General features: G+C 34.2%; 9 protein-coding genes. 7 read left to right on the plus strand and 2 right to left on the minus strand.

What is annotated here, in order from left to right; translation table 11 throughout:
* Positions 1-119: 119 nt before the first annotated feature.
* The gene (locus Q0783_RS04880) at positions 120-2162 is read right to left on the minus strand and encodes an adenylate/guanylate cyclase domain-containing protein (protein ID WP_298893719.1); all 2043 of its coding nucleotides are present in this window, start codon (positions 2160-2162) and stop codon (positions 120-122) included.
* Positions 2163-2274: 112 nt separating this feature from the next.
* Between Q0783_RS04880 and Q0783_RS04885 the strand changes: the two genes are divergently transcribed.
* The 7 genes from Q0783_RS04885 (at position 2275) to Q0783_RS04915 (ending at position 13694) form a co-directional block, all read left to right on the plus strand.
* The gene (locus tag Q0783_RS04885) at positions 2275-4116 is read left to right on the plus strand and encodes a sigma 54-interacting transcriptional regulator (protein ID WP_298893721.1); all 1842 of its coding nucleotides are present in this window, start codon (positions 2275-2277) and stop codon (positions 4114-4116) included.
* Between the two features lie 174 nt (positions 4117-4290).
* Entirely contained in the window at positions 4291-4845 is a 555-nt protein-coding gene (locus tag Q0783_RS04890) for an OsmC family protein (protein ID WP_298893723.1), read from the plus strand.
* A gap of 64 nt (positions 4846-4909) precedes the next feature.
* Complete coding sequence (locus tag Q0783_RS04895) at positions 4910-8383, plus strand: thiamine pyrophosphate-dependent enzyme (protein ID WP_298893725.1); 3474 nt, start codon at positions 4910-4912, stop codon at positions 8381-8383.
* Positions 8384-8568: 185 nt separating this feature from the next.
* Positions 8569-9312, plus strand: a complete 744-nt coding sequence (locus tag Q0783_RS04900) for a hypothetical protein (RefSeq protein WP_230934662.1) — start codon at positions 8569-8571, stop codon at positions 9310-9312.
* 149 nt (positions 9313-9461) lie between these two features.
* A complete protein-coding gene (locus Q0783_RS04905) occupies positions 9462-12488 on the plus strand; it encodes a two-component regulator propeller domain-containing protein (protein ID WP_298893730.1) in 3027 nt (1008 codons plus the stop codon).
* A 2-nt stretch (positions 12489-12490) separates the two neighbouring features.
* The gene (locus Q0783_RS04910) at positions 12491-13240 is read left to right on the plus strand and encodes a LytTR family DNA-binding domain-containing protein (protein WP_298893733.1); all 750 of its coding nucleotides are present in this window, start codon (positions 12491-12493) and stop codon (positions 13238-13240) included.
* Positions 13241-13493: 253 nt separating this feature from the next.
* Complete coding sequence (locus Q0783_RS04915) at positions 13494-13694, plus strand: hypothetical protein (protein ID WP_298893735.1); 201 nt, start codon at positions 13494-13496, stop codon at positions 13692-13694.
* Here Q0783_RS04915 and Q0783_RS04920 read toward each other — a convergent pair whose 3' ends face one another.
* Complete coding sequence (locus Q0783_RS04920; protein WP_298893737.1) at positions 13695-14285, minus strand: riboflavin synthase; 591 nt, start codon at positions 14283-14285, stop codon at positions 13695-13697.
* Positions 14286-14344 lie beyond the last annotated feature (59 nt).

Raw genomic sequence — 14344 nt, forward strand, 5'->3', positions numbered from 1 at the left:
TAGGATCACCATAACACTTTAAAATTTTAGACTTATATATAAAACCGTTTGAAAAGATAAAACCCTAAAAAATCATTTAGTTTTAACAAATTATATAAGATTTTAATAATAGTACTGTGTCAATTTGTGTCAATTCCATGAGATTTTAAGATGGCCTTAAATCGCTCATTATCTTTTAAGTAATAGAAGAATTCGTCACTTTCACGTCTTAGAGTAGAGGTTTGTTTGTTCCTTGAAGTGTCTAAGTAATGAAATACGCTGTCATTCATTTTAAGTGCCGAGTAAACAACGGCGAGCTGTTGGCTTTTCTCCCTAGGATGTGCATTTTTATGAATAGAATCAATGGTGCTTAAACCACTTAAGGTGTCGCCAGTTTTGATGTAACAATAGCCCAAAAAACGATTAAAAACATTTTGGGTTTTTACAATTTCTTTAAGATGAGGAATGGCTTTTTTGAATTTTTGCTGATCCATATACAACCTAAAATAGGATCTATTAATTACAAATTTATTGCTACCATCATTTCGAGCTTGTATTTTATCCATGAGATTTTGAGCTCTGTCAAATTCTTTATTTGCAAGAAGAGCATTAAAGTAGCTATTAGCAATAGGAAACGATAAAGGGTCTAGACGGTAAGCAATTTCGGCCTGTTCTAATTGCTTTTTATATTGCCCAGTATAATAGAAAAACGTAGAGTATTGATACCTCGCTGTTAAATCATTTGGTGATAGTTGTATCGCTTTTTTAAACGCGTTTTCGGCAGCTTCGCGTTCGCCTTCAATATTATAGATGAGCCCTTTTACAGAATATATTCTGGATACGTTATTATTTATTTTTTCAGCCTTATCTAAATAGTCATTGGCAAGTTTAGAGGCTTCAGCAAGATCTCGTCCAGAATGATAGGTTTCTAAATAATAAGAGTTAGCAATTTCGGCATAAGCCAAAGCATAATTGGGATCTAAGGCAATAGCTTCTTTATATAATAGAATACTCTTAGCTATACTTTCTTTATTTCGTTTGTCGACTTCGTTTCTACCTTCTATAAATAATTTATAAGCTTCTATGTTTTGTGTTGGAATGACTGCCAGCCCTTGCTCTTCTTCAAAGGATAAATTAATTTGTAATGCGTCAACAATCTCTTCAGACACTTCTGTTTGTAAGCTGAATATATTGGTTAGAGTTTTATCATAGTTCTCTGCCCATAAGTGTTCATCTGAAGCAGCGTCGATAAGTTGAGCTACTATTCTAATATCGTTCCCGTATTTACGAATACTACCTTCTAAAATGTAAGACACGCCTAATTCTTTAGCTATTTCAGGAATTGTTTTTTTAGTATTCTTATACTGCATTACCGACGTTCGTGAAATCACATGCAGGTCTTTAATTTTAGATAATTGTGTCAGGATATCTTCTGTAATACCATCTCTAAAAATTTCGGCATCGTCTTCAGAACTAAGATTTTCAAAAGGTAAAACTGCTATTGAAAGCTCATTAGGTGTTGTGTGTTGTGTGTTAAAATGCTGAATTGTAAATATACCAGCAATAGTAAGTGCTAGAACCAACATCGCAATCACAAACCATTTGGTTTTAGAGTTCGAGGTGTCTTTGGTGTTCGAAACGCTTTTTAGTTTACCTTTAACTTCCTCTGGTTTTGGTACAATTAAACCATCATTTGCAATAGCAAATATAGGCATGGCCGCATCAACATTTTTTAAGTCATAAGCGTCTAAAAATTTTGCTTTAATGTCTTGGTGGCTTCTTATTTGATCATGAACCTTATCAGAAATCAAAACACTTCCAGAAACAGCACAAGATTCAATACGTGAGGCAACATTAACGGCGTCTCCTATGATATCTTCATCAGTGTAGACGATGTCACCAACATGAATCCCAATTCTAACAGGTATTTTAGTGCCTTCAAGAAAAGATCGTTGTAACTCTATAGCGCATTTAACCGCCTCTACACTACTCGTGAAAATACTTAATGTACCATCTCCAAAATATTGAATAATCTTACCATTAAAAGCCTCGGTAGTTACTTCAAATGTGCTTCGATGTCTATTTCTAATATTAAGTGCTTCTTTTTCATCACGCTGCATTAAAGCCGTGTAGTCTTCAATATCTGTAAACATTATTGCAGCTAAAAGCCTTTGCTGTGACATTTTGGATTAATTATGTTAGGTGCTACTAAGTTAATTAAAAATGTTTTGTGATGAAATTGTTTACTAATTCTGAAATAATAATTAATATCTTTAACTAGAAATTTATCACTTAATGCCTAATCATAACTTAGTTGACTTTTTATCCAAAGTATCATTCTTCTCAGAGGTGTCAAAACAATCTCTTGAGAACTTAATTGTGAATTCATCTGAGGAATCTTTTCGAAAAAATGACACGATTATAGCTAAAGAAACTATAGGAGATTCCATGTACGTTATTATAAATGGTGAAGTTAAAGTTCATGATAAAGAGCATCAATATGACATCCTTACAGAAGGTGAGTGTTTTGGTGAGTATGCTTTAATTGATAATAAGAAACGGTCGGCTTCAGTAACAGCTATAGAGCGAACAGATGTGCTTAAGATTGAGCGGGAAGATTTTTTAAATCTTATGAGTGCCGACAGTGGATTAGCACAAGGTGTTTTAGCTGTTATGATTAAGCGTCATAGAGAATTAGATACTATTCAAGAACGACTCTCGACATCTAAATTAGAACTCGAATTGGTAAGTTCTAAAATGAACGGACTCATACAAGGCGCAATGGATGCCATTATTATGTTTGATCGTAATTTTAGAATTGTACTCACAAACCCTTCCGCGAATAAATTATTAGAGAATGATGATGCATTACAGCGGAACATACTCTACTTTTTTGATGAAGAAAGTGCTGAAGTGATTGAATCACTAGTTAATGAGGCTGAAACGAATACGACCAAAACAATTAATAGCTTTATCCCAAATATTGTAAAGGTTATAGGGTCTAATGAAACAGAAACTCTAAATGAAGGTACTATTAGTAAGTTTGGAAATGAAACAGAAACGTTTTATACGCTTATTCTTAGAAACATAGAAGAGCGCATTGAAGCTGAAGATCAGATTAATTTTTTAACCAAGCAAGCACAGTATCTTAAAGAAGAAATTAAAGAGCTTACTAATGATTATGGGATTGTTGCTGAAGATGTAAAAATGCAAAATGTTTTAAGTCTTATAAAACACGTTGCTCCTACCAATGCTACTGTTTTAATAAATGGAGAAACGGGAACAGGAAAAGAACTAGTCTCTAGAGCTATTCACGAAGCCAGCGACAGAAAGGATAAACCATTAGTACGAATTAATTGTGGTGCTATACCAGCTAACCTTATTGAAAGTGAATTATTCGGTCATAAAAAAGGAGCGTTTACTGGTGCAACAGCAGATAGAAAAGGAAGGTTTTTATTAGCTGACAAAGGCACGATCTTTTTAGATGAAATTGGAGAAATGCCAATCGATCTACAACCCAAATTATTACGTGTTATTCAAGAAGGAGAATTTGACCCTGTAGGAAGTTCCGAAACTATTAAAGTTGATGTTCGCATTATCGCAGCGACACATAGAGATTTATTACAGCATGCTGCCGATGGTAAGTTTAGGGAAGATCTGTATTACCGACTTAATGTATTTCCAATTGAAGTTCCAGCATTAAGAGATAGGGGGAAAGACGTGTGCTTAATCGCAGATCAAATGATTAAAGGCTTTTCTAAGAAAATGAATAAACCATTAGTTGATTTGTCCGAAACAGATAAATCAGTGTTGATGTCTTATCACTGGCCAGGAAATGTTCGTGAACTTCAAAACTTGATAGAGCGTGCTATTATTGTATCTAAAGATGGTACTATTAAATTTAAGGATATTATACCAGATAAGCGCTCTGATAAAGAGCTCTCACAAGAACAACAAGAAGATAAAATCTATACTGCAAAAGAGTTACTTACTCTCGAAAAAGAAAATATTCTAAAAGTGCTTAAGCAAACACGCTGGAAAATTTCAGGAAAAAATGGTGCGGCTGAACGTCTTCAATTACCCGCAACCACATTAGCTTCCAAAATCAAAGCTTTAGGTATAGAGCGACCTATCTAATTAACGACATCTCGTAAAAACCAAAACGAAATATCGTTATTATACGAATTTTCGTTTCATGTAATTATCCTTAAAATCATTGTAAAACATTGATTTTCAATATTTTATATTGTTTGGCACACCATTGGCTTTAGATAGGTCAAATAAAATGTTTAACAAATAAAATTTAAAACAATGATTACAACAGCAAACATTAAAAACGGAGTAAATGTAGACCAATTAGTAGAGACTATTGGAGCAGTTCAAACAAATCCAGAATTAGCAAAGTTTCAATTCAGAGCCAAAAACAATTGGATAGATGGAGGACATTGCGTATCAAGTATTAAAGGCTTTTATGGTGTTGGCGCAGAAGACACTTCCAGAGAAGACACGTTTACGATGGAGTGTAGCCATCCTAATGTATTATTAGGACAAGATGAAGCAGCAACTCCTCCAGAAGTATTACTACATTCTTTGGGTTCTTGCTTAACTGGTGCGATGGTTTATCATGCAGCTGCTAACGGTGTTAATATTGATAGCGCTTCATCATCTTTAGAAGGTAATGCAGACTTACAAGGGTTTTTAGGTTTAGATCCAGAAGTACGTATGGGATTTGATGGGATCAAGTTCACTTTAAAAGTAAAATCTGATGCCTCGGTTCAAGACTTAGAGAAATTTGCAAAATTCTCACCTGTCTTTGATATGATTAGCAACCCTACTCCAATTTCAATTGAAATTGTTAAGGAGTAACTATTAATTTTGAAAAAGGCTACTAAATCTAAGAGTAGCCTTTTTTCTTAGCTCAACTCAAGCAATGAAATCACAACATCAAATTATTAATGCAAATCAAGCTGTAGCGCATATTGCTTATAGAACCAATGATGTATTTCCAATCTATCCAATTACACCATCTTCTGAAATGGCCGAATTAGTTGAAGAGTGGAATGCAACAGGTCGAACAAATAATTTTGGAACGCTTCCATCAGTTTTTGAAATGCAAAGTGAAGCTGGTGTTGCAGGCGCTATGCATGGAGTGCTTCAAACAGGATCTCTATGCACAACTTTTACAGCATCACAAGGTTTATTACTCATGTTACCAAACATGTATAAGATTGCAGGCGAGTTAACACCAAATGTGATTCATGTAGCAACGCGAAGTATTGCAACGCATGCCTTGTCCATTTTTGGAGATCACAGTGATATCATGGCCGTAAGAAGCTCTGGTTATGCCATGCTTGGAGCAGCATCTGTTCAGGAAGCGCATGATTTTGCCTTAATTTCTCAAGCAGCTACATTAACATCTCGAGTGCCATTTGTACACTTTTTTGATGGTTTCAGAACGTCTCACGAAACGTCTAAAATTGAAATGATCTCTGATGGGGTGATTTCAAAACTTATAGATTCAAATCAGATTGATGCACATCGGGACAGAGCCTTAAACCCTAATAATCCCGTTTTGAGAGGAACATCTCAAGGTTCCGATGTGTTTTTTCAAAGCAGAGAAGCTACAAATCGTTATTACAATGTATGTCCAGAAATTGTTCAAGATAAAATGAACGAATTTGCAAACCTTACAGGAAGACACTATCAACTTTTTGATTATGTAGGTCATCCAAATGCAGAACAGGTTATTATAACGATGGCTTCATCAACAGAAACAGTTGAAGAAACAATTAAACAATTAAACAATAAAGGTGAAAAATACGGACTTGTTAAAGTGCGATTATTTAGACCCTTTAGCACAAAACACCTTGTAGAAGCATTGCCATTAACGTGCAAATCTATTGCTGTTTTAGATCGAACAAAAGAACCAGGAGCATCTGGAGAGCCTTTGTATTTAGATATTTGTCAGTCGGTTTTTGAAGCGTATCAAAACAACAGCTTAGCCGTATTGCCTAAAATTATTGGAGGACGTTATGGGTTGTCGTCAAAAGAGTTTACACCTGCCATGGTCAATGCGGTTTATAATAATTTAAAAAGCAACCAGTCACAAGATAATTTTACAGTTGGAATACTAGATGATATAACTCATTTGAGCTTGTCTGTGGATGAGAAATTCGAGTTAGAAACAGAGAGTTTTCAAGCTGTGTTTTATACTGAAAAATCAACTATTGAAGACAACGAGTACACAAGCATATCTCACGTTATTGGTAGGAAAAAAATGAATTATGTACAATCCTATACTGAGCTTGATTATAAAAAATCACAATCACGACAAGTCAATCATTTACGTATTAATTCAAAACCAATAAAGGTGCCATATTTAATTTCTAATGCCGATTTTATTGCTTGCCAAAATGTATACTTCACTGAAAAAGACAATGTATTACAACAGATAAAACTACAAGGAACCTTACTGGTTAATTCTTCACTATCGTCTCAAGCATTTTGGCAATCACTTTCAGCAAACACTCAAGAAATTATTATAAAAAAAGAGGTTGCGTTATATACCGTAGATCTAAAAAACATAAAATCAAATTTTAATCTAGGATCATCAAAAATTTCAACATTTGATGCTTGCTTCTTGTTTCTAAATAATGGCTTTGTATATTCTAGTGCTTTAGCAGAGCTGAGCACACAAATTGTTGAGGTAGATACATCAATTCAAACGAATTTTAACCCAATTCAAACTGATAATAACAAAGCGTTTTCACCAATGCTTTTAGATAAGTTATTACTAGACAACAATGAAACAATTTTTGTTAGTGATCTTCCTGTTGATGGCACGTTTCAAACTAATACATCTCAATATAATCCCAATAGATGTTCTGAAATGATAGCACAATGGAACTCAAACGCTTGTATCCAATGTGGAGCTTGTAGTATGGCTTGCCCTTTAGGAGCACTCCGTATAAAAGTCTTTAGTGATACAGAATTAGAAAAAGCACCATCAGACTTTGAATCGGTTGTTTCAAAAGAATTCAAAGAAAAGAATTTCAGCATTCAGGTCAACAGTAGTCAATGCAATGCATGTAATAACTGTATTGATGCCTGTGACGTTAATGCGCTCAAACTAGTAGACAATACTAATAAGAAAAATGACAATTGGAATTATTTTGATGCCCTTCCAGAATTGAGTCGAACAAAAATTGACGTGACTAAAGTGAGCCAGCAACAATTACAAGAACCATTATTCAAATATGCTACTGGTGATGATGGCTGTGGTGAATCACCTTACTTAAAATTGTTATCTCAATTATTTGGTGATCGCTTGTTGGTCGCCAATGCTACAGGAGCTAGCTCAATTTTTGGAGGTGCTTTGCCAACAACACCTTGGTCTAAAAACCTTCAAGGGAAAGGTCCTGCCTGGTCCAACTCTTTATTTGAGGACAATGCCGAATTTGGGCTGGGATTTAGATTGTCAATAGATCAACAAGAAGCCGAAGCCAAGCGATTGCTTAAAAGCATGATGAACACCATAGATTTTGATTTGGTACATGATATCATATCTGCGAAGCAACATTCGGAAATAGAGATTATTCAGCAACGAAAGCGCGTTAAAGAACTTAAAGCTATTCTAAAAACAATGGATTTAAATGAAGCAGAAGCGCTTTTGAAAATTGCTGATAGCTTGATTAAGAAAAGCGTTTGGTGTGTTGGAGGAGATGGTTGGGCCTATGATATTGGTTTTGGAGGTTTAGACCATGTTATAGCATCGGGCAAAAATATAAACATCTTAATTTTAGACAATGAGGTGTATTCAAATACAGGCGGACAAATGTCTAAGTCCACACCATTTGGAGCTGCTGCAAAATTTGGGTTTAACGGAAAATCAAAACAAAAGAAAGATTTGGGCTTAATGGCCATGACCTATGGAGATGTGTATGTAGCATCTGTGGCTATTGGTGCTAATCAAGAACAAACTTTAAAGGCTTTTATTGAGGCCGAAAACTATGATGGTCCCTCAATTATTATAGCGTATACACATAGTAAATCGCATGGTATTGATATGAAAAACCCGAGCCAGTATCATAAAGCAGCAGTGAATTCTGGGCAATGGCTATTGTACAGAAATGACCCTAGACGAGAAGAAAATAATTTGAATGCGATGCAATTAGATTCTGATTGTCCAAGTATAAGAATTCAAGACTATTTAAAATTAGAAGGACGTTTTTCAAAACTCTTCGACCAAGATCAAGATCAATTCGATCATATGATGAGACACATTCAAAAACAAGTGGATCAACGATTTGATAGATATTTGACATTGGCTAATAACAAACCTATTCATAGAGACCAGTTGCTGCAAAAAGCTAAAATAGGACAGCAGTTGGTTTACAGGAAATAATTAATAGTATTTACCAATTTTATATGAGGCTTTAGTATTTACTAAGGTCTTTTTTTATGCCTAAACCCATTTTCCAAACGAATTCTAAACCATCCTTAACGAATTCTAGAAGCACCCAAATTTCACTTTAATGCCAACATATCTTTGAAGTATCAAACAAGTATAAACCCATAAAACAGAATACTATGAAAACTTTAAAGAACACCCAAACCGAAAACAAAACACAAACAAGAGTATCTAAACTCTTTCAAGCCGTAATGATTTTAGCAATGCTATTTATTGCTTCAGATATTTACGGTCAAACCAAAGAAGTAGAATTTGATGTCTATACTAATTCTGCAGCTAATGCCACACAATATTTATTAGGTGACGATGTCGCTTTAAGAGATTGTGCTTCGGTACACTGCGAAAAATTAACAACCGTTAATATTGGCACACGAGTAAGATTACTAGCAAAAAGTGAAAATGCACAAACGATTAATGGCGTAACAAGTAGATTTTATAAAATTAAAATGGGACCTCAAGTTGGATGGATCTGGGGAGGACTCATCTCACAAAAAACAATGGTAAGCCAAATGAACCCTGAAATTAAATTTGTATTTGGTGAAGCAGGTGTAGACTATAAAGGCTATAAGCGTTTTCAACTAAGAGCAGTAAGAAATGGTGTTGAGATCGATAAGATCTTTGTAAAGTCTGAAACATTAAACCATGAATTGGTAAGCATTATTGACAAGCAAGACAACAAATATGGTACAGACGTAATTACCTTATGCAGCAATGAAGGTGAAAGCTGTGATACGACAGATAGTAAATCCTATGTCGTATTCAAAGACAATAAATTAATGCAAACGTCTACACTAGTAGCTCTAGAAAAAGTAAAACTTCAAAAAGCAAACTATGCGTTCTCTTGTGAACTTGATAATGAATAATAAAATTAGTTGATGTTGTGATTCATGTTTTTAGCGCTGTATATCTTTTTAGAGTACAGCGCTTTTAGCCGTTTAAAAAAAATGTGCATACTTCAAGTGCAAAAACTCCGTTCAAAATTGTAAGTTGCATTGAAATCATAAAACCAGAATTGAAATTAAAAATAACATATAAATTCTTTGTTCTTTTTTTTGGAATAACACTTGCTTGTTATGCTCAAAATAAACAACTGCGCGCTTTTACATTAGAAGATGGTTTGCCACAGTCGCAAGTATACGCGATGGCTCAAGATAACAAAGGCTATTTATGGTTGGGCACACAAGGTGGTGGTTTGGCTCGTTTTGATGGTAATAGTTTTAAAGTGTTTAATGAAACAAACGGATTATCATCAAATTACATCAACACATTAAACACAAAAAACAACAGATTATATATAGGTACAAAACGAGGACTTAGCATAAAGCAAAAACACACGTTTATTAATATTGAAACACCTGAGGTCAACAAAATTTGTGAACTTAATGGGGACTTATTTTTATTAACCCATCAAGGGCTATATCAGATTAAAAAAAATACAGTAGTAGAAAAAATAGAAATTCATCCCGAAATCGATACAATCCAGATCAAGGATATGATCTTTTTTGATGACTATTATTGGATTGCCACTCAAGATGGACTTTGGCAATTTAACGAGCTTAGCAATAACACATCATTTATTGAAAAAATAGAACGTAATGATTTTTCAGCTTTGGTAGGTTTTGACCATAAGATTTTTGCATCAACATTTAATGATGGCACCTTAGTGTTTGAATCTCAAAATTTTGACGATGCTGTTTTAATCCGAGAACCTTTACGTATTAATCACACGTCTATTTTAAACAATAATGAACTTTGGATTGCAACAGATAATGATGGTATTTCTGTGATCGATGCAACGACAAATTCCGAGTTATTTACACTCAATGATGTTAATGGGCTTTCGGTACCAAATGTAAAACAAGTACTTCAGGATAGACAATCTAATATTTGGATTGCAACGTCTGGTGGTGGATTATACAAATACTTCCAAAACAACTTCAAGCATTTTAGTACAGAAACTGGTCTCAATGGAAACCGCGTCTATGCGGTGCATCACAGTAATAATGCGATATGGATTTCAACCTCCGAAAAAGGATTAATGCGAATTGATAACTTTGGGATTCATAATATTGAAATTCCTGAAGCGTTTTCCGAAGTTAAAATTAAAACGATAACAAGTGATCAAAACGAAAATATTTGGGCAGGTTCTGAAGGAAGAGGTTTATTGTTTCACGGAAAAGTGACTCTAGATTCTATTGCAATAGATACATTAAAGCGAAGTAAAAAAAGGATTCCAAAAACTGTTGAGGTTTCAAAAGTGATAAGCACAGAAAACGGATTTCCTTTTGATGATTGGATTCGGAAAATACACATTGATAAAGACGGCATTTATGCGGCAACCTATTCTAGCGGAATTGTAAAGTTTAATTACAACCCCAAATTAGATAGTTTAATTATACATAAAACGTTTGCTACTCAAGACGGTATTGCAGATCTCTACATTAGAGATATGGTTAAAGATGATGCTAATCGCCTTTGGTACGCTACACGAAATGGTCAATTAGGTTATTTGCTTAATAATAAGATAACACATTTGGGCTCAGTTCTAGATCTTCAAACACCAATCAATAGCATATTGTTTCAAAATAACACCCTGTTTTTAGGTACTGCAGGAAAAGGTATTTGGTGGTCTAATGATGAAAACTTCAGCACATTTAAGAAACTTAAAGGAGCAAAAAAGGGATCTTCAGAAAACATATACCAACTTATTTTTGATGATCAAGGCTATCTTTGGGCAGGAACAGAGCGTGGTGTTGATAAATTAGAGTTAGATAAAGATAATGAGATCAAAGATGTTTTTTTCTTTGGAAGAAATGACGGGTTCTTAGGTATTGAAACGTGTTTGAATGCTGTAGATAAAGATAATAATGGTCATTTATGGTTTGGTGCATTATACGGCCTCACCGAATATAGACCAGCCGAAAGTGACCGAGAGACCAAAAAACCAAACCTTTTTTTAGAAGATGTTAAAGTGGCTTATCGTAGTGTTGATTCTATTCGATTATCGTCTTGGACAAACACTGACAAAGTTTTAAAGCTGAAACCCGATCAAAAGCAAGTGAGTTTTTCATTTAAAACAGTTGATATTGATCATCCTAATGGTGTCGAGTATCGCTACAAATTAAATGACAACGATTGGAGCCCTTGGTCTTCTAAAGACACTCAGGATTTTTCTGAACTAAATTTCGGAGCACACGATTTTCTGGTTCAATCTAGAAATCATCGTTGGAAAGAAAGTGAACCGCTTAGATTTTCTTTTTATATCGAAAGCCCATTGTATAAAAAAGGATGGTTTCAGTGGACGATTATTGGTCTCACCATTTTAGGACTTATAGCGATAGCATATCAATATATTAAGCGTATTAAACGAAAAACCACTAAGGAAAAGGAACGTTTAGAATTAGAAAACCACCTGTTAACATTAGAGCAAAAGGCATTGCGTTTACAAATGAATCCGCATTTTATTTTTAATGTGCTTAATGGTATAAAAGCTATGGCTCCTACAAAGCCAGAAAAAATGAACGAGACCGTAAATAGTTTTGCGACATTGCTTAGAGAAACTTTAGTGAATTCTAGAAAAGACACAATAAGTTTAGATCAGGAAATAAACACGTTACGTCATTATGTTGAGGTGGAACGCCTAATGGCCGAAAAACAATTTGAATACGACATAGTATTAAATACTGATTTAGATCCTGAAGAAATTTTAGTTCCTCCTATGCTTATTCAGCCTTTTGTAGAAAATGCAATCCGTCATGGGATTTTAAAAGGTCCTAGAGAAGGGGAGTTAAAAATTAAGTTTGATACCACTGATGACCTTTTAAAGGTGAGCATTACAGATAATGGCATTGGAATCTATAGTTCTCAACAACAAAAACCTAAGACCGATCATCAATCTATGGCGCTTAAAGTAACAAGAGAACGATTAGAATCTATCTCAGGTAAAAACGCTTTAGAGATTTCAGAAATAAAAAACAACGACGGAAGTATTGGTGGCACGACCATTGTATTTAAAATTCCGTTAGAAACCGATTACTAAATATGTTAACAGCAATTATTGTAGAAGATATGAAAGATGCGATGGCACTATTAAAAAGTGACATTGAAAGTCTACATCCAGATATAAAAATTATAGATACAGCTCAAAGCGTAGTGGAGGCAGCAAAAGTTTTAAGAAAAACACAACCAGATATTTTATTTCTTGATATTATGTTAGGAGACGGAACAGGATTTGATGTTCTAGAGATTTTTCCAGAATTAAAATCAAAGATCATTTTTGTTACAGCTAGTGATGAGTTTGCAATTAAAGCATTCAAATTTGCAGCTATAGATTATGTTCTAAAACCGTATGCTCATGAAGAGTTAGCGCAAGCTATCGAACGCGCAAAGCAACAAATCCAACCAAGTAAAGAGCGTTTAAACATTTTAAAAGAAACATTATCGGCACCAGAAAAGAAACCAGATAAGATTTCATTACACACTTTAGATAAGATTATAATAGTCAACTTAGATGATATTGTGCGTTGTGAATCTGATAGTAATAACACTATGTTTCACCTTCGGGATAGCCGAAAGATTTTTGTAACTAAAACATTAAAGTACTTTGCTGATATGCTAAAACCTTATGGGTTTTTAAGAATTCATCAAAGCCATTTAGTAAATCTTCAATGTATAAGTGCATTTATAAAAACAGATGGCGGCTATTTGATGCTAAAAAATGGGGAAAATGTTCCGGTCTCTGTTAGAAAAAAAGCCGAAGTTATTGAGATCTTAGATCAAATGCACCGATAAGTAGGTAATATTATAAAAACAGATATTATAAAATGTCAGAAGTAATAACGTAAAACACATGATAACAATTATTTAAAATTAAAAACATGCAGATTTTGTCTCGATTATGATAAAAAAGCATATATTTGATTTTAATATAAATTTAACGCAAACGCCGAAAAACATGCTTTTCGTCGATTTTTTTTGCGTTTTATGGATGTTTTTTTGCTATTTTATTTTGTTGAGACCTTTTTTTTTATACATTTACGCCATAATGAGAATACAAAACAAGAAAATCTTTGCCTCGATCTTATTTGTATTAATAAGTTTTGTATGTGTAGCCCAAGGTGGTAACCCACCTCCTCCTATGCCACCACCACCTCCAGGTTTGCCTATTGATGGTTTCACCACAATAGCCGCAATTCTAGGAGCTTTCTTTGGTATTAAAATGACTATTAAAAATTCTAGAAAGTAGTTATAGTCTAGCCTCGTAGAGCTTTTGTATATATTTTCCTAAAACATCAAACTCTAAATTAATTTTAGAACCAACATGCAAATTCTTGAAATTAGTATGCTCGTAAGTGTATGGAATAATAGCGACACTAAACTTGTTTTTTTCTGAATTCACTACAGTTAAACTAACACCATTAACAGTAGCAGATCCTTTTTCGATGGTTACATTTCCAGAGCTTTGATCGTAACTAAATGTAAAGAACCAGCTGCCATTTTCCTCTTTTATGCGCTCACAGGTCCCAATTTGATCAACATGACCTTGAACGATATGTCCGTCCAATCGGTCCCCTAATTTCATAGCGCGCTCTAAGTTTACAGTATCTCCAACCTGAAGGTCACCAATATTTGTCTTATCAATAGTTTCCTTTATGGCTGTAACAGTATAATTATCACCCAAAATAGCTACAACGGTAAGGCAAATACCATTATGAGCAACACTTTGGTCTATTTTTAATTCTGAAGTGATATTGCTTTGTATGGTTAAGTGAAGATTATCTTGTTCTTTTTCAAGATTGGTCACAACGCCAAGATCTTCGATAATTCCTGTAAACATAGTGTCGAATAATTGGTTAAATTTGCAATTGTAAAATTACGGACTATAGATAACATCTT

This window comes from uncultured Psychroserpens sp. (assembly GCF_947500255.1).
Lineage (GTDB): Bacteria > Bacteroidota > Bacteroidia > Flavobacteriales > Flavobacteriaceae > Psychroserpens.

Excerpts from the sequence above, each read along its gene's own strand:
- Q0783_RS04885 (WP_298893721.1), top strand. The coding sequence starts at position 2,275 with ATGCCTAATCATAACTTAGTTGACTTTTTATCCAAAGTATCATTCTTC.
- Q0783_RS04880 (WP_298893719.1), bottom strand. The coding sequence starts at position 2,162 with ATGTCACAGCAAAGGCTTTTAGCTGCAATAATGTTTACAGATATTGAA.
- Q0783_RS04915 (WP_298893735.1), top strand. The coding sequence starts at position 13,494 with ATGAGAATACAAAACAAGAAAATCTTTGCCTCGATCTTATTTGTATTA.
- Q0783_RS04910 (WP_298893733.1), top strand. The coding sequence starts at position 12,491 with ATGTTAACAGCAATTATTGTAGAAGATATGAAAGATGCGATGGCACTA.
- Q0783_RS04920 (WP_298893737.1), bottom strand. The coding sequence starts at position 14,285 with ATGTTTACAGGAATTATCGAAGATCTTGGCGTTGTGACCAATCTTGAA.
- Q0783_RS04895 (WP_298893725.1), top strand. The coding sequence starts at position 4,910 with ATGAAATCACAACATCAAATTATTAATGCAAATCAAGCTGTAGCGCAT.
- Q0783_RS04890 (WP_298893723.1), top strand. The coding sequence starts at position 4,291 with ATGATTACAACAGCAAACATTAAAAACGGAGTAAATGTAGACCAATTA.
- Q0783_RS04900 (WP_230934662.1), top strand. The coding sequence starts at position 8,569 with ATGAAAACTTTAAAGAACACCCAAACCGAAAACAAAACACAAACAAGA.